Raw genomic sequence first — 19,213 nt, 5'->3', positions numbered from 1 at the left:
CCGGTTATGCCGGTTTACGCCGGTTTAAGCAGGCGGGAGCCGAAACTCAGTCGCCTGCCAGTTCAAATTGGTTCGATTTTGCTTCTGCCATACGGGGTAGTGGCCCGTTGAGGTGGACGGTGACCAGGACCAGGGCGTGCTGCCAGTGGCGCCACGCCGTCTTGCGGATCAAGCCAGTACGGGCGCAGACCTCGCGCCACGGAACGTACTGCGCTCTCAGCCAGACCAAGCGGCGCTGCTCCTCATCCAGCCACCGCAGCCAACGTACGGTCTGGCCGAACCGGTCGATCGCAGCGGGTGACGCAGCAAAACGCAGGACGATGCGCTCGTCGGCATAGCCTTCCCACGACTGCCGCTGGATATCCGGCCAGTAAGACGCATAGCCCTGCACCTTGGCCGCCGGCAGCCGGCGAGCGGTGATTGCCGCCTCCTGGAATTGATCGGCGACTTTCTGCACGGTCCACTCAGCCATGCGCCTTCTCCCGCTTCCCGTACAGGCGCTCGGCAATCTGGCTCAGCAGCTGCCGCTCCACCCAGTCCAAGCGCGCGTCCTGGGCCGACACGACGAGCAGGCCTTGCTCGCGCCAGCCCTCGCGTTTGACCCGGTCCAGATCCAGCGTCTGCGGCACGAAGCGCCCCAGCGGCGAGCGATATCGGAACTCGGACGCGATCATGCCTTCGTCTCCTGCGCGATGGCCCAACACAGCAGCGCAAGGGCATCGGCTTCGTTGTCGTCGGCGGGCCGGTGGCCCCACCGCTTCGCCGCTTCGATCATCGCCGCTTTGTCGGCATTGCCTTTGCCCGTGGCGAACTTCTTGATCGTGCCGACCGGGACGCCCTGGTACGGAACCCCATGGCGCTCGCACCACGCGGTGAGCTGCGCCAGGAAGCCGCCGTAGACGTGAGCGGCATCGACGCCCCGGTGTCGGCGCACCTCCTCGAAGTAGAGTGCCGAGGGCGGACCGGCAAAGCGCCACAGTTCATCGAGCCAGCGGACGAAGCGCAGGTAACGCATGCCGCCGCCTTCGAAGCGGCCGACCTTGAAGTGCTCGGTGCCGCTCATGGCCTGCCCAGACAAACGCAACGCCCAGCCCAACGTTGTGCCCAGGTCCAGGGCAAGAAGCGTCGGAGCAAGGTCATTGCCGAGCGGGGTGACGAGGGTGCCAGGGTTGCCGGTTAATGCGCGTGTGTGCGCGCGCACGCACACATAAGGGGGAACCGGCATGCCTGCCTCCCTTGTCACCCCGGCCTGCAACTGATTGATTTCATTCATGGCTGGCGCCTCCGTATTGCGCAAAAGTTTTAGGTTTGAGGCTGATCCCGATGAAGTGCCGGACCCCCTTTCCGCCGCGGTGCTTCTGAAACTGCCGCGTCACGAGCAGGTCGGAGAATCGCTTGATCGATCCGACGAACTCACCGCTGTTCTCGGCCCACTCACGCCAGTCGGCGAACAAGTCAGCGGTGATGGCTTTGGCCTGTGCGTGCACGTAGCAGCGCTCCTCGATCCAATTGCCGAGCGCGTCCTCGCCCTCGAAATACTCTTCGGTTGCCTCGATGACGCAGCGCGGCGCGCGCAGGCCGGCATGCTGCCAATGCAAGCAACCTTCAACCGCCCACGCCATGATCCCGTCTCGCTCGGCCAACAGCTTCTCGGTCAGACGACCGTCGCGCCGCTCGGGCGGGATCGTGACTGTGAACGGAACAAGGTGCAGACGGCGCTTCATCGCCTCATCGGCGTTCCGAATCGCGGGTTTGTGGTTGCCGGCGATGACCAACTTGAACTGCGGTGTATATTCAAAGAAGTCCTGGCGCATAAAGCGCGCGCTGACCGTATCGCCACCGGTGATGGACTTGAGCTTCGATTCGTTCCAGCGCCTGCCTTGCTCGGTCTCGCTCGCTGCCACGAACCGCGCGCCGCGCAGACCGGCCAACTCGGTCGGGTGGCGGTCGTGGCGCGACTCCATGAACGTGTCCATCGGTGCGTTCGTGGCATAGTCGCCCAAGATCGTCGCTAGCACGTTTACAAACACAGACTTGCCGTTGGCCCCGGTGCCGTAAAGAAAGAACAGCGCATGCTCGCGAGTGACGCCGGTCAGGCAGTAGCCGACGACACGCTGCAGGTACGCCGCCAAATCGGCGTCGCCGCCGGTCACATCGTCCAGAAAGCGCCGCCATATCGGACAATCGCCTTGCGGGCTGGCGGTGGACAGCTTGGTCATGTGCTCGCCGCGGGCATGCCGGCGCAGCGCGCCGGACCGCAGATCCACGATCCCCCTCGGCGTGTTCAGCGCCCACAGGTCACTGTCCCAGTCGTCAGCCAACGAGGCATGGCGCGGGTCGCTGCGTGCCAGGCGCTCAACGCCGCCCACGGTCGAAGCCGACGCCAGCTTGGAACGCTGCGTGGGCTTGTCGGCAAACGCTTGCGCCGCACGACAGACGCCTCGCACCAGGTGCTGCAGAACCAGGGTCCGATCCGGGTTCCAGCGCGTGCCGGTCCAGCTCAGCCACTGGCCCCAGGCCGCGCAGTAGCGCCAGTCGTCGGCATAGCGGCGGGTGAAGGCCAGGCCGAGGCCGTCGTCGCTGCTCCAGTCCAGACCCTCGAAGTCGATCGGAGGCGGGACGTCGTCATTCCCGGGCGACAGAAAGGTGCGTTCGCCCGCGCGCAGGAACCCGTCGATGTCGAAGCCGTCCTCGGCGGCGTCGGCGGCGTCCCATCCCGGCGGTTTATCGTCGGGCAAGTGCAGTAGCGCGCACGAGTCGGCGCCGGCCTTGAACGCCGCCTGCGCCGCTTGCGTCGCGTACTCCCAACCGGGCTTGTCCTTATCGGGCCAAATCAGCACATGTTTGCCGCACAGCGGTGCCCAGTCGGTCTTATCGATCGGTGCGTTCGCGCCGTTCATCGAGGTCGTGGCGCAGACGCCCCGCTCGATCAACGCATCGGCCGATTTCTCACCTTCGACTAGGACGACCTCGGTCGCCGCCGCGACGCCGGGCTGGTTATAGAGGGGCCGTGGTGTCGGCGCCTGGTGCTTGCGTCGCTTTGCGTCCCAGGGTCGGTACTGCTTGCCCTCGGGTGGATCGTAGCGATAGACGCACGCAATCAACTCACCGTCGGCGCTCAGGTAGTCCCAGCGAGCGGTATGCGGGCCGAGATCGTCCAGCACCGGTTCGGACCGCCGCTTCTTGGGCTGCGGGCCGGCAGACGGCACCGGCACATGGCCGACCAGTTCAGAAGCACGATCAAGCACCGCGGCGAAGCCGTGGCGCGCATCAAGCCCGGCTTGCGCCGCGATCAAATCGAACAGATCACCACCTTGGCCTGTAGCGTGATCGATCCACAGACCGGCTCTCTCGCCGCTCATGGCAATTTCAAGGCTGTCACCGGCAGCGCCCTGGACATCACCGATGTTGAACTTGCCGCGGCGAACACGGCCATCGGGGTACAACGAGTGGAGCACGCCGTCCAGGCGCTGCATCAGCAGCACCCTGACCTCATCGCGAGAGGGGCGCTCAGGTCGTTGCGTCTGCTCCGGTGGCGGACCGGCATCGTTGAAGTCGATCATGCCGACCGCCTTTGCACATCTACTGTGTCCGGCAGTTCGCCCAGGGCGATCATCCACGGGGCCGCCCTGCCATAGCGCTCCGCGAAGCGGGGGTCCTTCCAATCCGCCTCGGCAAGGAGGCGGTGCAGAAGAGTGCTCGGTTCGATGCCTGCGTCCGCTGCGCATTGGATGAGGCTCTCCAGACGCGCCATGAAAGTCACCAGCCAGGCAGACTGTTTCACCGGCTCGATGAAATCCGTGCGTGGACTGTGGTGTTTCCGACCTTGGCTGATGTTGAGTGCCCGAGTCAGCTCATACTGGCGCTCGCGCTTATCCTCGATCTGGACGATGCGGTCCTGAGACTTGGGGCCCAATGACGCAATCTTCGCGGCCTCGCTTACCGTGATGTCCCCGGCCTCAACCTTCGTTACCAACGTCGGCGTACCGGATTTGCGAACGTCCTGAGCTTTCCGAACAGTCCTTTCCGAAACCCCAAGCATTTCAGCGGCTTGCGGCTGGGTAACGGGTGAGATCGGCAAATTTGCCGATCTCAGGGTTTGCCCCTTCTCAAGGCTCGCTAGGTGTGCGGCGACCATCGCGCGCTGAGATTCGCTCAAGTGCCGGCGTGCCACGTTCTCACTGATCACGAACGCGATGGGATCGCCGCCGCTGAACTCGACCATGCGCGGCTCGGTTCCGCACTCCAAGCAGGCGCGATAGCGATGTCGGCCGTCGAGGATCATCCCTTCATGCAAGACGATATCCCGCAGTTGCCCGTTGCGACGAACGTCTTCGACCAAGGCCTTGAACGCCTCCGAGGACATGTCCGGCAAGGCCAAGCACAGCGGGTGGAACGGCAGGCTCATCGTCCGATCTCCGGGAAGGTTTCGTCGGAGCGCGGGAACACCGGCCGCCAATTCCCGTAGGAACGTCGAGTACGAGTCGCGTTCCAAGCTTTGATGCCAGCGTGCAGCACCACGGTGTCCGGGATGGACTGGCCTTCCATGCGCAGTTGCAGCAAACGCTGTCGAAAGTGGTACAGCGGTTCGGACTTACCGAGGTGCTCTCCGGTAAACAACCGTTCGATGAACTCGTCGGCGGCAGCAATGTCGCGCTGGCAAAACGCCCAGTGCAGGAATAGCGCCTTCGAATGAGGGATCGGCATGACCCTCCTGGGGAGCTTGGCGACAAACTGGCTGCTGCGCCGGATCGTTGCCTGCGTGTTCCAGGTCTCGATCAGCTCTTGATTCGGATAGCGTGTTCGACTGTGCGGCACCAAGCCACGTTGGTAGTTCAGGATCAAGGGCATAGCGGCCGAAACAATCGTGGACTCCCGTAGGCCAACGCCCTCGATGACCAGCACATCCGCACCGGTGCGCGACCGGCCTGTGTCGATAACGTCGAAGGCGCTGTTGTCCAAGCCAGTGGCCACACACATGCGGACGGCCACACCGGACGCGACAATCGCCGCCAAGCGGTGCTGACCGTCCAGCAAGCGACCGGTCGTGCTGAACTTGATCGTCTCGCCAGTCGGTTTCCATGCACCTCGTTGAATGTCGTTAACGTACTGGGCCACCGCGCGTTGTCGAAGCTTTCGATTGGCCTCGTTGCGCCGCAGCCATGTGGATGCGAGCACAGGCGTTATCAGCACGTCGTGGATTTGGTACTGCACGCAGTCCGGGAGCGCCGCGATTGCCGACGACAAATCGGTATCGGTCGATCCGGGAAGGGGGAGATTGTCGCCAATCATGGTGTTTCTCGATTAGTGGGACGTAGGGGAGAAGGGCAAAGCCCAGCAGCGGTCTTGCCAGGGGCAATCGCGACAGGTCTGGTGAGTGGGTGTGGTGGAAATGCGGGGCAGTAGTTCGGCCGCATCGCAGGCGCGCAGAATCTGGACGGCACGGTCGGACGCGCGCTGCGCCAGCCCTCGATCGAACACCACACGCTCGGCGTAGATCTCCATGTTGTCGGCGCAGATCGCCGTGAACAGCGCAGGGTGTTCATGCAGCCCGAGGTACGCCTGATAAAGAGCGACCTGAGCGGCATAGACTGGTCGACTGGCGGCTAGCTTCTTCTTCTGCAACTCGCGGAAGGTCTTATTGCCAACGCATTTGCACTCCCAGAGCATCGGATAGCTAAAGCTGTCGGGGCCGGCGACGACCACGCCATCGGCATGGCCGCGTACGCGGCCTTCAGCCGTGGCGAATCCGAACTGTTCGTCTTTCTCGTTGCGCGTGCGCAACTCGAAGCCGGCCAAGCGCAGCCATTCGGCCATCCAGTCCTCAACACGATGGCCACGTGCGAACACACGCAGCAATCGGCCGGGAAAATGACGGCCGACGTCTTTGGGGGCATTGAAGTACTGGAACTGCAGTCGGCGGGCGCAGTCCTCGCCGAGGCTGGAAGCGCCCAGGTACGTACGCGGAGGATGGAGAGCGGCCTCGCGCTCCATTGCGGCATCGACGAGCGTACCGAGATGATCCGACAAGTCATGCGTGTTGAAATCGAGCATGGGGTTCTGATCGCCGCATCGTCAAAATGGAATTTCCTCATCTTCGAAACCATCCGTTCGCCGTGAGCGGGGATTCGATTGCGAGCGAATCGACACTTCGTAGGCTTGGGTAATCGCTTCAATGACTTGCGTTGCTTGCGTTTGGTTGTAGTGACCGAGCGGAACGTCGTAACCGATGCCATCGACTACGGATGCAAACGCTTGTATGCATGCGCGCTGTACGTCATGGGATAGTGGGTGGGTCACAGGCAATAGGTCCTCCAGCGCCGCCGGATCGCTCCGGCGTCGGGTGTCGTAGAGTTGGTGGAAGGCGTCCTGGCAGGTGGTCGTGCAGAACGCCCATCGGTATGGCGCGCGCCGCGGATCACCGATCCTACGGCGCACGTCCAGGTGGCCAAGACCCCGCGCGGCTCGACCACAGCCCCAGCAGGGCGTCATCGGGTTGAATCGGAGGAGTCCCTCTCACATCGCTCTTTGAATGGACGAGCCATGTTCAAGTAGCAGTCGGCGGTTTCCTCTAGGGCGTAGTAGAGGTATGCGGCTTCACTGTCGCTCAGATCATGTGCATTCACATAGTCTGGGTATTTCCCGGACGTTCTCGGGACCAAACAGAGCGTCTGTGTCGCGCATTCAAATACAGGCCTGGTGACGAAGTTCGGTTCAAAGGTCGATGCCAGCTTCAGCTGCGCAAGGTCACGACAAAGTTCGGTCCGGGCTTGGATCATCTGGCCGGATGAATGTGTGCTTCCCAGGGCGACGACGACTCTTTCGGCGATCACATTGGCCGATACGGGAATCACCTTCTCTGACTCGCATGCCAGAATTACGCTGTCAATCACGTCAAGTAGACGACGAAGCCTTTCGATTTCACCTAAGGTCGGGAGCATTAGTTTCGTCCTCACTGCGCCCACGCGGGGCGACCGGCAACCGACTGCGCGGCGGCCGGGGGCTGCGCCGTGTGCGCGATGTGAGCCGGTACCTGCGCGCGGTGCGCGGCACGGGCGACCGATGCCGATGTCGCTGCCCCCATGAGCTCTTTGTATTGGGGGTGATCGGGCATGATCGGGATCTTGATAACAGCTCTGTCCTCGTTTTGGAGGTCCTTCTCCCAGTCCACCTTGCCGACGAAGACCAGGCCGTCGAGGTCGCCGAAGCTTTCGATGCATCGGCCCGCCTGTGCCGTTGCGCTTTCGTCGTCCGGATGCAGGCCGAATGCGGAGTTCAGTGCGCCCTTGATGAAGCTGCGTCCCATCTGCCCCCAGGTCGAAGTACCCTTGACGCTGGACAGGCCGATCTTCGACCACAGCTTGTGTCGTGCGTATTTGCCTTCCAGCACGACGAACTCGGCGCTGAGGTAGATCGAGCCCGTATCGCCGCGCGTGGCCCAGCCATGCAGCCACCCCTGGCTAGGGTCGTTGTAGCCCCCGGGCTTCAGGGTCATGCGGACCTTAGCTAAGGTGCCCTTCGGGATGAGCGAGAACGCCGGACTCTCGGCGTCGTTGAAGTTGTTCCAATTGGACATGCGGTTCCTGTAAATCAGTAGGCGGTGGGGTCGGTCGGGGCGGCGGCTTCGGCGGCGCCGAGCTTTCGCATGAGCTGGCCCAGGTCCGGGGGCTCGACCATGTCGAGGCGGCCGGATCTGTCTTTGGCGGGGAAGCCCCAGGGGTTGGCGGTGTGGCAGACGAACGCGCGGTACGGGGGGGCGTCGCCGGTGGTGATTTCCGCCAGCGTGATCACCTCATCGACGATGCCAGGCAACTCCAGGCCGGTCTTGGAGCCGTCGATCTGCAGCTCGTAGACTTTGCGATTGAAGTCATCGCTCCGTTCGTCGAGGATGCCGACGAACCAGACGTGCTTCCCGCGGCTGTGCTGGATATGGGTGAGCCACGCGACCATTTCCTGACCCATCAGGCCATAGGCACCACGGGTATCAGGTTTGTTCGTCCGGTCGGAGAACGCCTGCGGTTGGCCCTTGCACCATTGCAGACACAACCGGCCGGCGACCGTGATCGAGTCGATGAAGAGGGTGCGGTACTTGGTCAGCTTCTCCGGATCGCCGAATCGCTGACGTGCTTCATTGAAATGCCACTGACTGAAGGATTGGCCGTCGCGAAGCGCCGGGTTCGGGCCGCCGACGAGGACGGCGATATCGCGGCATTCTTCCCAGGTGCGGGGACGCAGGCTGTCGCCCGGCCACTCCATCACGGCTAGGTCGCCGGCCTCGATGTCGATAAACAAGGTGCTGGACGGATCGAGGGTCCACAGCTGGTAGGTCTTACCTAGGCCCCAGCGACCGACGAGGACGCCTTTGACGCCGCGCGACTCTGCCAGTCGCTGGTTGGCGGTGATGATCGGCAGCCCGCTCATGGGGACTCCCCGAGTACCGACAGTCGGAAGCTCGGCTTGCCGGTCTTGAGCGTTCGGGCGGGCTCGAACGAGGACCGCACGGACGCCGGCCAAGCGCCGTATCTGGCCTCGTTTACCTTATAGGTGATCTCAACGAACTCGGCTGGGTTCTCGCCTGCAGCCCGGATGCGATCGACGATGCACGCGAGTGCGGCCTGGTTCCATTCAACCTTCTTCGGCAACTCGACACTAACCCGGATCGGACCGTCATCGAACGTGACGGTGCCAGTGTCCTTTCCTGCAGCCAATCGCTGCGCCAGGGCGAGCCGGCTGTACTTCAAATCCAAGGCGCGATCGACCAAGTCGAAGTGCGCCTTGGCCGTGGCCAATGCCACGGATGCTTCGTGTTTCAGATCGAGTAGTAGTTCCGGAGCATACCCGGCCAGCTCGGTGGCAGGCCGGTCTACACAGCGTTGCAACAGGCTCATCCGTGCGCCCCCGAAGAGGCAGCAGCGTCTTGCGGGGACCGCACGGACAGTTCTTCGAAGGCTTCGATATCACTGAGGCGATAGCGGATGGCGCGCGTCACTTTCAAGAAGCGCGGGCCAATGCCCTCGGACCGCCATCGTTCGATCGTATCGACGGTGACCTCCCAGCGCGCGGCGAGCTGGTCGGTGGAAAGGTGGGTACTGCTCAAGGTAATGACTCCTCTCTCATGCATCGGCACACGCGTGCCGTGGAGAAGCGTCGTCTCAAAGTGGCTAGCTGCGAAAGAGGGAAAGCAGCTAGAAATCAGCTAGAAACAGCTAGGAATCGAGGCCGATTCCTAGCTCGACCCTGCCTCTATCCAAACGGATGATGAATCGCGGTCCTCGAATCAGTCTCGCGAGCGAAATAGTCGCGTGTGTGATATTGCGCACAGCCAGGAAGCCGCATAGGCTTCGTTCAGCAAACACTGCAAGCAAGTACTGGTCGAAGGCGACCACCCCATGAACAACGGAATGTTTCACCATGCGGCATTGCCGCACCCCTCTGCAGGCAGGTCCATCAATCGCCTCCTGATATCGCAATTCGGCATTCCGGATTGCGTTGATCGCGTACTCGCACTCGATATAGCCATTGACTGCGTACAACACGGATGCCCAGCGACGTCGGCTTCGCCGATCCGCTGATTCCAACTGCTGAGAGCTTCGTCAGCAAGCCGTTTACGGCTTGACGGACAGTCTTTGCCCGCGATTCTCTGAAGGACGTTCTGTTGTGTTCAAACGATTTTTGCGCTGGTTCGAACGCGAACCGGTGGATGCCCTCATGCCCGTTGACGAAAACGAAGGGACCAACAACCTACTTGTGCTGGGTGCATTGAGCACGCCCAGGCGAGCTATACGAGTGACGTGCATGAATTGTCGCCGCGGCGATGCGAGACAGAGTTATTCCCATGGTGATCATGGTCTGCGTTGTACCGAGTGCGGCTCCGATGTGGAGCTCGGTATGGCGTTCCAATCGGTCCAGATCAATCACGAATGGCTACCCAATGCGTTGACTCAGCAGATGGCCGCCGCCGATCACGCGCCGACCGTGTTGATCGAGAACAGATTGTGGCGACTGGCCCATATCAAGACCAAGGCCGGGCGTATTCCCGTCTACCTCCTCCGGTGCGGTTTGCATGTCAACTATGACGAAATTTCCGAAGTGCTGCGCTCGGAGAACGGGGTCCGGCAGCTCGTGCTTACGACATCCACGCTCCACGACGGCGACCTCGTTGAGCCCGATCGGTTTGTCGTGCCGTTGTTGAGTGTGGCGAAGCTGGAGACGGAAGGGCTCTGGCTCAATGTGGAGCACTTGGTTGATGTGGTTTCAAAGCCTCCCCCGCTGTGGTTTCGTCTTACTTACAACGCGGATCGTCTCATTTTGGGCGATGAAGAACTTCTCCTTCGCCGTGGGCAGCGTCGCTTCTTTCGTGCGTTGGCGGATGCACACGGGCGCGGAATGAAACGAGCGAGTACTGACTGGCTTCTGCGTCGATCTAAGTATCGCGGGAAATACACGAGTCTTCATCAGCTAATGAAGCCGGAGTTCTTCCGATTCATTGATTACAAAAGCGGCGAGGTGTGGATTCGTAAAGAAGTCGTGCCTGCGAAGAGAGAAGGTACATCGGATGAGGGATAGTCCGAGTCGAGTCAGAGCAACAGACGATCATGTCGAGGTAGTAGCGGAATTGATCGCAAGCGCCTTGATCAGGCTGCGTGCACGGCCGAAAACTGCGGAGAGCCTTTCTCCGAAAGTTGGACTTGATAAGCCGGGCCACCCGAGGGTGTATGTCAACACCTTAGAGAGCCCTGGAGGCTAGCGTGACATCGCAATCTTTGAAAGAGACAGCATCCATCGCAGGGCAGATCGCAGCGTTGCCCGATCTGCCCTGGAATCAACTGAGAACTCGATGGATCGCGCTGTTTGGTGAGCCGCCGGGAATAAACAACCGACGCTACGTGGTCCGGCGTCTGGCGCATCGCATTCAAGAAGACGCGTATCGACTATCGCATCCAGGGTTGATCGATGACAACTCGCGGCGAATCAGTCAGCTGCTGGAAACGGGACGTGTGAGCCGCCGCCCAGTGCGAGCGGCGCCGCTGCTCGGGACCGTGCTGACCCGCGTCCACAACGGCCATATCCATCGCGTGGTTGTGCTCGCCGGGGGGCTGTTCGAGTACCAAGGGCAACAGTTCAGCAGCTTGTCGAAAGTGGCGCGGGAAATTACTGGGACACGTTGGTCGGGTCCGGCGTTCTTCGGGTTAAGAAATCAGGCGAGCAAGAAGGGAGTAGGTAATGACCTATGAGAAAAAGGCCGGTAGCGTAGTGATCTATGCGCGTTCGGATGTACAAGATCCCGGCGCAATCATGCAGCAGTATGCTGCGGCACAACGCTCGGCCGAAGTGGAGTTGGGCGAACCTGCGACGGTTACCTACTGCGACGACGGCATGGCGGGATCTACAATGCGACGCCCTGCGCTACAAACGCTGCTTCAGCATGTAGACGCGGGGTTTGTTCGGGCGATTATCGTGGCGTCGCATGATCGGCTCACTCGGTCGTACATGGACGATCTTCGGCTCCGAGTCCGATTCCAGGCCGCCGGTATTCCGCTGATTGTTGCAGCGCGAATCGAGCCCGCCGCAACCAAGAGCGGATCAGAAACAGCTATCGAATCCGATGGCACCGCATCGCGGCACGCCCCCACATCTTCCTGGTTCGTGCGCGCCTTGTCGGCGCTGCGAATCAGCACACCTTGAGGACATTCTATGTCTGCTATTCAAGAGCCACTTCGCATCGCCATCTACTGCCACACGATCTTGAAAGATCGCGACGAGATCGGATTCCAACGCAAAGTGATCAAGCGGACGCTTGACCGTTGCACCGATCTGCCCCCGGTCCTGACTTTCTACACCGATGATGGATTCTGCCCGGACACGCAGGTTCGGCCCGAGTTTCAGCGAATGCTCCTAGACGCCGCTGCGGGGCACCTCGATTGCGTCGCTGTGTGCGGCTGGGATCGCCTAACGACGATCACAGATGACAGGAGCCTGCTCAAGCGGTTTCTCGATAGGCATGACGTACACGTACTGGAGTGCAAGGTGCTTGAAGCCGTGCTGATCCGGATGGCCGCATGAGCGCGCCGGTACCGAATCGGCTGCGCTGCGCCGTCTATACCCGCAAGTCCAACGAAGAGGGTCTTGAGCGCGAGTACAACTCCATCGAGGCGCAGCGCGACGGCGGCGCGAACTACATAGCCAGCCGACGTAGCGAAGGTTGGGTCCCGGCTGAAGCCGACTACGACGAGTTAGCGGTCTCGGCACGCGATATGAATCGTCCTGTGTTGCGGCGACTGCTTGACGACATCAGGAGCGGCAGGGTCGACGTTGTCGTGGTCTATCGGCTTGACCGCCTGACTCGATCTATGAGGGACTTCCCTGTGCTCTTGGACTTGTTCGATCAGCACAGCGTCACGCTAGTTTCGATTACGGAGAGCATCAATACGACGGACGCCAGTGGGCGCATGAACTTGACCATGATGATGGCATTCGCGCAGTTTGAGCGGGAACTGGCGGTGGACCGGGTTCGGGACAAGATGGTAGCTAGCAAAAAGAAGGGGCTATGGATGCATGGCATCCCCCCGCTGGGGTACGACGTCCAGGAACGCAGATTGGTAGTGAACCACGCGGAGGCGGCACAGGTCCGCATGATCTTCCGGCGTCTCATCGAGACGCAATCGATTATGGCCGTGGTCAACGATATGCGCGGCATGGGCTATAGGAGCAAAGGATGGACGACGCTCGATGGTCGTGTTCGAGAGCCGCAGCCGCACGACAGGAGCACGATCCAAAAGATCCTGCACAATCGCACCTACCTCGGAGAGTTGAAGCACTTGGATCAATACTTCAAGGAATCCCACCAACCGATCATCGAGGAGGGGGTTTGGGATCAAGTGCAAGCTGTGCTTGCCACGAATGCACATGCTCGCGGTAACGCGAGCCGTGCAAAGGTGCATTTTCTGCTCAAGGGGCTCTTAGTTGGGCCCGACCAGCGGGCCCTGACTCCGTGGCACACCACGAAGCGCAACGGCCGGATGTATCGTTACTACCTAAGCACGGCGCAGATTCATGAGGGCAAGATGGCAACAACGATGCCGCGCCTTCCTGCCCAAGAGGTGGAGTCCATCGTAGTTTCGTACTTGCGAAGACTCTTGACCTCCAGCGAGATGCTTGAGCTGATCACGAGGAAGGCAGTCGCGCTCGACAGGATGCTGGACGAAGCGAAGGTGACGGTGGCGATGCGCCAGTTCGATCAGGTTTGGGATGCTCTATTCCCTGCTGAGCAACAGCGGTTGGTGAAGCTATTAGTGGAGAAAATCATTGTACGGCCGGAGGCTATAGAGATTCGGTTCTACCCCAATGGAATTGCATCACTTGCCGGCGCGTTCGAGTCGCAGACGGTGGCGGCATGAAGCCGAAGATGAGAATAGGCGGATCGCCTAGCATTATTGTGACCAGCGACGGTGCGCTGACGGTCATCTTGCCGGTAAGCATTACTCGACGCGCGGGTCGAAAGCGAATTGGAGCGCCGAAGGACGTCATGGCGGCGGCCTCGGCGTCCGACCTGACTTCGTTGCAACGCGCCCTAGCGCGTGGGTTTCGATGGCGAGGAATGCTGGAGAGCGGTGAGGTTGCCTCGGCGAAAGAAATCGCAGAGCGCGAATCCACTGATAACAGCTATGTCGGGCGGATCATCAAACTGACCCTGCTGGCACCCGAGATCATCGCAGGAATTCTAGACGATACCGTGCCCGATGTGCAGATCGACCGATTGGGTATGAGTCCGCCTTTACTTTGGAGCGATCAGCTTGCAGTCGTCGGAATTAGCCCGGCGTCTTGTGCTTCGTAGATTCTGATTGCTTTGGATAAAATCTATACAGGAACAATCAACTATGACTAATGTTGCGATGGCACTTAACGAAAAGATAGCGCGCATCTCCCGCAGGGAGTGTCGCTCGCTGATTGACCCATTGAAAGTTCAGATTGCGGCGCTTCGCAAGGCGGTGTCCGAAATGAAACAGGAGCGAGACGGATTGAAGCGGCAGCTGGCGACTGTCTCGAAGGGTACGGTGCGCTCCGCTCAGCCGCGCCTGCAAGGCAATCAAGGCGAAGCGCTGCCGAAAAGTGCTGATGAGAAGAAGTTCCGTTTCGCCGCGAGCAGGCTGCGCCAGCTTCGCGAACGACTGGAACTGTCGCGGCGCGAGTTCGCAGTACTCGTCGGGTCTGGCGAGAACACGGTCTGGAAGTGGGAGTCGAAGAAGGCAGTGCCGCGTGAGGTATTTATGCAAAAGATTGCCATCGTGAGTGGCCTGAACAAGCGCACGGCCCGCCAACTCCTTGAGCAGCATGGCGCATCGACGGAGTGAGAATGGCTTGGTCGCCAGGCTTCAGCCAGTCAACGCGGCGACTTCGGTACTGATGTTCCGGCGGTAGCGTGTCGCGTGCTTTGCGACGAGGTGCGATTAGCGTGGCGGCATGGACACGACCAGCAGTCAGCATGCCCCGTTGCCCACAGGCTTCCACTGGGAAGTCCTGGGTGCGGCACCCACAAAGCATCTTGTTGCAGTTCCCGACACTGCGCCGGAGGTCTGGCTGGCTTCCATCGGTGACGATGGGGTCGGCTGCATCGCCACAATTCGGCGCCACAAGGCGCGAGCCAGTCACATCGACCGTCCGTTTCGGACGGCGGCAGCCGCCGCCGGCTGGGTGGCGCGCTGGCTCGATCGCCAGGGTGGATTGATTCGGGCGGAGCTCGCGCGCGACACGGATTGGGAATCAGGTCACTGAATTGCGCATGTTGTGTTTCACCTCTGGCGTCCCAGCGCGGACGATATTGAACTGAGCGAGGCTTTTGCTAGTCTATAGCGACTGTCAATCACAAGGATGGATTGTTATGGGCTATCACCTCACTTATCACCCTTTATCTCCTGCCGAGTTCAGGAGCGTTTTTCTCGACCACTTAGACGATAAAAGCGCTTATCTACGAATCAGTGAGCAATTTGGGCTCGACGAGGATTGCAAATCCAGGTTGCAGGGGTATCTCATAATAGGGAAGTCCTTAAGGGCAGAGAGGCCCTTCCCAGAGGGCTATGGGTACGCCTTTCCGATGGTGGGCAGCGCGCTTCGGAAGTATTGGTATATCCGCAGTGGTCGACACTTGCCGCTCTTGCGTGACCAATTCTTTGATAGGTACGCAATCGACTGGGAATCGTTGATACCCGAGAGCGAGCGTCTCGGTATTTGTACTCTGAAGCTTCGTTCTCCTGCGGGCTTAGGTGCATTCCTAAGCCCTGAGGGGGTAAGGCAATTGCGCTTGGATTGCGCACGGGATTCGCTCGTCCGGCAGCGTATGGGGCAGATCTTTCCTGGCGAATGGCTGACCATCTTTTGGGCGGCGGCGGATTATGCAATCGAGCAGGGGTTAGGCTTGGTTGAGGCCGGGGATCTGTATCGGCCCGATCGCTGGCATCCGACCGCGGCAAGCACAATACTTCCCGCCGAGCACTGCGATCCAGATAGCATCGGTCTCTATAACAGAGAGTGCCGGGCGGCTATAGAAGCCTGGGCGGCCCGTCGCTTCGACCCAAAGCGGCAGCGCGCAAGGCGCAAAGTACTGGATCGCATCAAACTGAGCCGAGCGGATGCGAGAAACTTAAGCTAGCGGCGCTAGTGCCTGTAATCGGATCGCTCAGCGGGAGGGGGTAATAACACTTCCTGCAAGTCGAAGTGAGCCCCTATTCTGGAGATGGCGGAACTTCAAGCTCGGCATAGACGCAGCAGCATCGCCTCCCTTGAGTCATCTCAAAAACAGGCGATCACGTAGTCGCAGCTCCCCTGCGGGAGCGAGCCGGACGGAGCTACGCTCGAAATAGGAGCGGCTGCGGAGTAGGTGAAGCCGTGTATGGGACGCTTAGTAGAACTCAACTAGGCCCGGTAAACCGGGCCTAGTGATTGAGTGCCTACTTAAAGTGTGCAGTTGCTCAGAACGGGCGTTCCGATAACCTCGCCGTCGCCGGTGCACGTCAAGGTGATCGATTGGCCCTTTGAGAGGCTGGCTGCCACATCTTTTGCTAGGCCCTTTGCGTGAACAGACTCAAAGTCACTTACGCGAAGCGACACAAGCGGGTCGTCGCTCACGTCAGATGCTACGTCGGCAATGGTCCCATTGATTCTGAGCAACTTGCCCTTGTATTGCTGATCAGCGGCGATCTCGTTTGCTTCATAGGCTTGGTGAAGAGTTGCAGCGTCCAACGTGATCGCGTCTGCCGTTGCTGCTGCGGAAATTTCCGCTTTCGGCGCATCGACTTTTGCTTGGCGTCCAGCTTCACCGGCTGCACCAACTACGCCCGCGAATATTGCCAGTCCGATGAAGTAGACGATTGGCGAGGCAATGAGAGATGCCAGCAGCTGCCACAAGCCACCTAGGGCGCCACGCTTCGACATCGCTACGATCGCGAGAATGAAGGCGACTAGATTTAGGGGCCAGCCAATAAAGACACCGATTCCAGGAATCGGCAATAGGAATGCTATCCAAGCGATGGCGAGGCATATCCAAGCTGCGCGACCTGCGGTGTTCGGGGTGGAGGAGGTCGGTGCTCCAGTGGTGTTCATGCGGTTTGGTCCTTGCGGGCTGGTGAGTTCGGCCCGCCGTACCGGCGCGGCCCCCTGTGGGCGCCGACAGGCGCCTATTCATATAGTAGTGCACCCGCGATTGATCTGCTTATGTCAGGGCCGCACGCGCAGGGAGAACTGGGGCTACTCGCCAAGACGCGCAACGATTTTCGGCTGGCGCGAGTCGGGCAATTCGAACTGGCATTGCTCTTATCCAGTCTCGCGTCCGACCGGCAAGCGGCGATTCGCGAAGCTCCTTGAGCACTGACCTCGACCTCCCTGATCCGTCGACGCCATTTGCTCCGCCTGGACCCGATGATCTGCACTGGCTGCGATTGCCGCAGCCCCGCATCGAGGGAATGATCCACAAATCGTGCCTCGTTGAAACGATGGACAAGATTCGAGGTTGGGGGGATCTTCGCCTAATCTAGGGCTATCTCGTTCGGCCGCTTAGCCCGCGTTAGTCCTGCTTGTCATCTGAACATTGGCCCCATAAACTCCGTTCTATTATGGGGTTACGTTCAGCGCGCCAGGGGGCTGCACTGGATGTGAGTTGGACTTGCACGTCCTAATATCAAATGACATCAATCATGATCCTTACTCAGTGGTTCTCCCTTGGGCTAGTCATTTTATTATTAGCTGTCAGCGTATTTGCCTTTTGGCAAGGGTCTAGCCTCGTCGACGAACTATTAAAGCTGAAGAAGCAAAAAATATTCTCTGCGGACTTGGTTTTGGCTTTGCTTAATCGTGGAAAAAGCTTGACTCTTCAGCATATTCAACAGATTGCGGAGACCAGGGGCGTTACGCAACACGAAATTCAGCGGACTCTAAAGATCCTGCTCCGAGAGGTTCTTGCCCAGCGGAACCTGAGCTTGCAAGAGCATCAGCCGTTGATTGAGTCGCTCATCAAGGAGATGAAAGAGCGAGAACCTTTTGATGGCCTTCCAAATGAGATACGGATTCATCTGGAGAGACTTAGGGAAGATATGCAGGCGAGCCCGGATAGGCTTGAGCCGCTGACAATTCAAATTAGGGAGTTGGTGACCCTTAAGAGCAGAGAGTATCGCGTACAGAAGTACTACACGATCGGCGGATTCCTGCTAGGCGTAATTGGACTCGCATTTGCTGCGTACACGTACTGGTTTCCGCCGCAGCCAATTCATCGAGCGGAACAGCCAACGAAGCAAATTGCCGTTGAGCGTAGGTAGTGCGGCCCAGTAGATTGCAGCTCGACTCGTGTTGGATCTTCTATCTTTTGCCTACGGCACATTCGTGAGCAACGCCATGAGTGCGAATCGAACTGAGTAGCCCGATGCAACAAAAGATTAAGAGACGGGAGCCGAACTGCAAATCGACTTCCGCTTGTGCACTTTGGTATGGGTGATGGTATCGGGTGAATCGTGAGCCGTGTTCAGTGGTGAGCCAATTACGACCCTCAAAGTCCAAGTCGCTTGCGTTCGACCGCATTCAGCCGTATTCCATTCACCATCTGTAGGCGTCTAAATCGCCCCTCCTCAAAGACGGCAGCAAAAGACTGCAAATCACGCATCCATGTAGCCATCATGAGTCCTTCGCCCAAGCTCATGACTGTATGCGGTTCCCCGAAGGCGTCCTCCATCTCGGCCGGTGTGGTCGCACCAAGCACGATCTCGCTAAACGCTGTTGGATCATAAGAACCGGTTCTAGACCTTTTCTTTAGAGAGGGCTGAGGGGTCACATACGCGCTGCTCGCGGAATCAATAGTTAGTGCAGTGGTTGCGATACCCTGATCTTGAGCCTGCCCTTTCGATTGACAGAAGTGCTGCCACATACTGTCAAACGCAGAATTACCTCCACGCTCATCGCGTAGAGAGACAGCATCGTTGATGACAACGAATTGCTGGGTGCCCGTATAGGCAGCATAAGAGTTTTTCGCGTTTACTTTGCCGCATACGACGTCAATCTCGCCGCCGAGCTTGTAATGAGTCGCGCTGTCGAACTGGGCGCTCGACGGGTCTTTCAGTCGCTGCGAAACCAGCAACTTTGCCCTGTCGATCTGAGTGGTGGCGATGTCGGCGCCTGATGCGGGCGCGGCGAAAGCTAACAGAAGTACCGGAAACATCAGCTGCCTTGCAAACATGCGCGCCCTCCTTCGGCATCGGTTGGTGGGGCGCATTGTGCCACTGACGCCCGATTCTTTGAGGCTCGTATTCAAGCCAGGCTAGGGCATCTGTTGCCTCAGCCGAAGTTGCTAGTCACGGTAGGTCAGGGTTGTCGCCGTCGCGAATCAAAATGTCAAAAAAACTGTTGACTCAGGCCATTGCTAAGTCACTGATTCGTATAGGTGTCCAATGGTCGGCCGACCACAGGTCTAGAGAAAAAGGGCAGGAGAGAGGCGAAAAAATAGCCAAACAGCCTGCCTGTGGATAACTCCCGGACCAATGGAAAACGCCAAAAGCCTCGGAAATAAGGCCTTTTTCGTCGTCGCGACGAGGCGTAGAAAAAGTTGGAAGGGGAAGTTTGGCGCGCCTGGAGGGATTCGAACCCCCGACCAATGGCTTCGGAAGCCACTACTCTATCCGGCTGAGCTACAGGCGCGTGGTAGACACGCACGAAGCGATCGTGCGGCCGTGCATTC

25 protein-coding genes and 1 tRNA gene are annotated in these 19,213 nt (G+C 59.6%); 10 read left to right on the top strand and 16 right to left on the bottom strand.

What is annotated here, in order from left to right; genetic code table 11:
• Nucleotides 1-46 precede the first annotated feature (46 nt).
• Genes ACKN61_RS23400 through ACKN61_RS23340 form a run of 13 tightly spaced genes read right to left on the bottom strand, consistent with a single transcriptional unit; the run spans nucleotide 47 to nucleotide 9,097 of the window.
• Complete coding sequence (locus tag ACKN61_RS23400; RefSeq protein ID WP_408951463.1) at nucleotides 47-472, bottom strand: DUF6362 family protein; 426 nt, start codon at nucleotides 470-472, stop codon at nucleotides 47-49.
• The gene (locus ACKN61_RS23395) at nucleotides 465-674 is read right to left on the bottom strand and encodes a hypothetical protein (RefSeq protein WP_408951462.1); all 210 of its coding nucleotides are present in this window, start codon (nucleotides 672-674) and stop codon (nucleotides 465-467) included. Before ACKN61_RS23395 ends, ACKN61_RS23400 begins: the two co-directional genes overlap by 8 nt.
• The gene (locus tag ACKN61_RS23390) at nucleotides 671-1,273 is read right to left on the bottom strand and encodes a crossover junction endodeoxyribonuclease RuvC (RefSeq protein ID WP_408951461.1); all 603 of its coding nucleotides are present in this window, start codon (nucleotides 1,271-1,273) and stop codon (nucleotides 671-673) included. Before ACKN61_RS23390 ends, ACKN61_RS23395 begins: the two co-directional genes overlap by 4 nt.
• Entirely contained in the window at nucleotides 1,266-3,563 is a 2,298-nt protein-coding gene (locus tag ACKN61_RS23385; RefSeq protein ID WP_408951460.1) for a phage/plasmid primase, P4 family, read from the bottom strand. The genes ACKN61_RS23390 and ACKN61_RS23385 overlap by 8 nt, the downstream gene beginning before the upstream one ends.
• The gene (locus ACKN61_RS23380; RefSeq protein ID WP_408951459.1) at nucleotides 3,560-4,408 is read right to left on the bottom strand and encodes a ParB/RepB/Spo0J family partition protein; all 849 of its coding nucleotides are present in this window, start codon (nucleotides 4,406-4,408) and stop codon (nucleotides 3,560-3,562) included. Before ACKN61_RS23380 ends, ACKN61_RS23385 begins: the two co-directional genes overlap by 4 nt.
• On the bottom strand, nucleotides 4,405-5,292 hold the full coding sequence (locus ACKN61_RS23375) for a hypothetical protein (protein ID WP_408951458.1): 888 nt from the start codon (nucleotides 5,290-5,292) through the stop codon (nucleotides 4,405-4,407). The genes ACKN61_RS23380 and ACKN61_RS23375 overlap by 4 nt, the downstream gene beginning before the upstream one ends.
• A 12-nt stretch (nucleotides 5,293-5,304) precedes the next feature.
• Complete coding sequence (locus ACKN61_RS23370) at nucleotides 5,305-6,054, bottom strand: PD-(D/E)XK nuclease family protein (RefSeq protein ID WP_408951457.1); 750 nt, start codon at nucleotides 6,052-6,054, stop codon at nucleotides 5,305-5,307.
• 21 nt (nucleotides 6,055-6,075) lie between these two features.
• Complete coding sequence (locus ACKN61_RS23365; RefSeq protein ID WP_408951456.1) at nucleotides 6,076-6,492, bottom strand: DUF6511 domain-containing protein; 417 nt, start codon at nucleotides 6,490-6,492, stop codon at nucleotides 6,076-6,078.
• Nucleotides 6,489-6,941, bottom strand: a complete 453-nt coding sequence (locus ACKN61_RS23360) for a hypothetical protein (RefSeq protein ID WP_408951455.1) — start codon at nucleotides 6,939-6,941, stop codon at nucleotides 6,489-6,491. Before ACKN61_RS23360 ends, ACKN61_RS23365 begins: the two co-directional genes overlap by 4 nt.
• An 11-nt stretch (nucleotides 6,942-6,952) precedes the next feature.
• A complete protein-coding gene (locus tag ACKN61_RS23355; RefSeq protein WP_408951454.1) occupies nucleotides 6,953-7,576 on the bottom strand; it encodes a hypothetical protein in 624 nt (207 codons plus the stop codon).
• Nucleotides 7,577-7,590: 14 nt separating this feature from the next.
• Nucleotides 7,591-8,421, bottom strand: a complete 831-nt coding sequence (locus ACKN61_RS23350) for an ATP-binding protein (RefSeq protein ID WP_408951453.1) — start codon at nucleotides 8,419-8,421, stop codon at nucleotides 7,591-7,593.
• On the bottom strand, nucleotides 8,418-8,888 hold the full coding sequence (locus tag ACKN61_RS23345) for a hypothetical protein (RefSeq protein WP_408951452.1): 471 nt from the start codon (nucleotides 8,886-8,888) through the stop codon (nucleotides 8,418-8,420). The genes ACKN61_RS23350 and ACKN61_RS23345 overlap by 4 nt, the downstream gene beginning before the upstream one ends.
• Complete coding sequence (locus ACKN61_RS23340; protein ID WP_408951451.1) at nucleotides 8,885-9,097, bottom strand: helix-turn-helix transcriptional regulator; 213 nt, start codon at nucleotides 9,095-9,097, stop codon at nucleotides 8,885-8,887. Before ACKN61_RS23340 ends, ACKN61_RS23345 begins: the two co-directional genes overlap by 4 nt.
• Nucleotides 9,098-9,657: 560 nt before the next feature.
• Here ACKN61_RS23340 and ACKN61_RS23335 point away from each other — a divergent pair.
• The 9 genes from ACKN61_RS23335 (at nucleotide 9,658) to ACKN61_RS23295 (ending at nucleotide 15,646) form a co-directional block, all read left to right on the top strand.
• Nucleotides 9,658-10,566: a hypothetical protein gene (locus ACKN61_RS23335; protein ID WP_408951450.1), complete on the top strand. Its 909-nt coding sequence runs from the start codon at nucleotides 9,658-9,660 to the stop codon at nucleotides 10,564-10,566.
• A 182-nt stretch (nucleotides 10,567-10,748) separates the two neighbouring features.
• The gene (locus tag ACKN61_RS23330) at nucleotides 10,749-11,234 is read left to right on the top strand and encodes a DUF2924 domain-containing protein (RefSeq protein ID WP_408951449.1); all 486 of its coding nucleotides are present in this window, start codon (nucleotides 10,749-10,751) and stop codon (nucleotides 11,232-11,234) included.
• Nucleotides 11,224-11,685: a recombinase family protein gene (locus ACKN61_RS23325; RefSeq protein WP_408951448.1), complete on the top strand. Its 462-nt coding sequence runs from the start codon at nucleotides 11,224-11,226 to the stop codon at nucleotides 11,683-11,685. Before ACKN61_RS23330 ends, ACKN61_RS23325 begins: the two co-directional genes overlap by 11 nt.
• Nucleotides 11,686-11,694: 9 nt before the next feature.
• Entirely contained in the window at nucleotides 11,695-12,063 is a 369-nt protein-coding gene (locus ACKN61_RS23320) for a recombinase family protein (protein ID WP_408951447.1), read from the top strand.
• Nucleotides 12,060-13,397, top strand: coding sequence for a recombinase family protein (locus ACKN61_RS23315; protein ID WP_408951446.1), 1,338 nt, complete (start codon nucleotides 12,060-12,062; stop codon nucleotides 13,395-13,397). Before ACKN61_RS23320 ends, ACKN61_RS23315 begins: the two co-directional genes overlap by 4 nt.
• Nucleotides 13,394-13,834 carry a LacI family transcriptional regulator gene (locus ACKN61_RS23310; protein ID WP_408951445.1) on the top strand — a complete coding sequence of 147 codons (441 nt, stop codon included), beginning with the start codon at nucleotides 13,394-13,396 and terminating at the stop codon, nucleotides 13,832-13,834. Before ACKN61_RS23315 ends, ACKN61_RS23310 begins: the two co-directional genes overlap by 4 nt.
• Before the next feature lie 58 nt (nucleotides 13,835-13,892).
• The gene (locus ACKN61_RS23305; RefSeq protein ID WP_408951444.1) at nucleotides 13,893-14,351 is read left to right on the top strand and encodes a helix-turn-helix domain-containing protein; all 459 of its coding nucleotides are present in this window, start codon (nucleotides 13,893-13,895) and stop codon (nucleotides 14,349-14,351) included.
• A gap of 109 nt (nucleotides 14,352-14,460) precedes the next feature.
• The gene (locus ACKN61_RS23300) at nucleotides 14,461-14,772 is read left to right on the top strand and encodes a hypothetical protein (protein ID WP_408951443.1); all 312 of its coding nucleotides are present in this window, start codon (nucleotides 14,461-14,463) and stop codon (nucleotides 14,770-14,772) included.
• Nucleotides 14,773-14,878: 106 nt separating this feature from the next.
• Complete coding sequence (locus ACKN61_RS23295) at nucleotides 14,879-15,646, top strand: hypothetical protein (RefSeq protein WP_408951442.1); 768 nt, start codon at nucleotides 14,879-14,881, stop codon at nucleotides 15,644-15,646.
• Between the two features lie 302 nt (nucleotides 15,647-15,948).
• Here ACKN61_RS23295 and ACKN61_RS23290 read toward each other — a convergent pair whose 3' ends face one another.
• Nucleotides 15,949-16,596, bottom strand: a complete 648-nt coding sequence (locus tag ACKN61_RS23290; RefSeq protein WP_408951441.1) for an OB-fold protein — start codon at nucleotides 16,594-16,596, stop codon at nucleotides 15,949-15,951.
• A 590-nt stretch (nucleotides 16,597-17,186) separates the two neighbouring features.
• Between ACKN61_RS23290 and ACKN61_RS23285 the strand changes: the two genes are divergently transcribed.
• Nucleotides 17,187-17,804 carry a hypothetical protein gene (locus tag ACKN61_RS23285; protein WP_408951440.1) on the top strand — a complete coding sequence of 206 codons (618 nt, stop codon included), beginning with the start codon at nucleotides 17,187-17,189 and terminating at the stop codon, nucleotides 17,802-17,804.
• A 227-nt stretch (nucleotides 17,805-18,031) separates the two neighbouring features.
• Here ACKN61_RS23285 and ACKN61_RS23280 read toward each other — a convergent pair whose 3' ends face one another.
• Both ACKN61_RS23280 and ACKN61_RS23275 read right to left on the bottom strand, forming a co-directional pair.
• Nucleotides 18,032-18,715 carry a hypothetical protein gene (locus ACKN61_RS23280; protein ID WP_408951439.1) on the bottom strand — a complete coding sequence of 228 codons (684 nt, stop codon included), beginning with the start codon at nucleotides 18,713-18,715 and terminating at the stop codon, nucleotides 18,032-18,034.
• 381 nt (nucleotides 18,716-19,096) lie between these two features.
• Nucleotides 19,097-19,173 (bottom strand) — tRNA-Arg (locus tag ACKN61_RS23275).
• Between the last annotated feature and the right edge of the window lie 40 nt (nucleotides 19,174-19,213).

Source organism: Lysobacter sp. Hz25, assembly GCF_046097045.1.
Lineage (GTDB): Bacteria > Pseudomonadota > Gammaproteobacteria > Xanthomonadales > Xanthomonadaceae > Lysobacter > Lysobacter antibioticus_B.
Note: the sequence above shows the minus strand (reverse complement) of the source record. Positions and strands in the feature narration are given on the sequence as shown.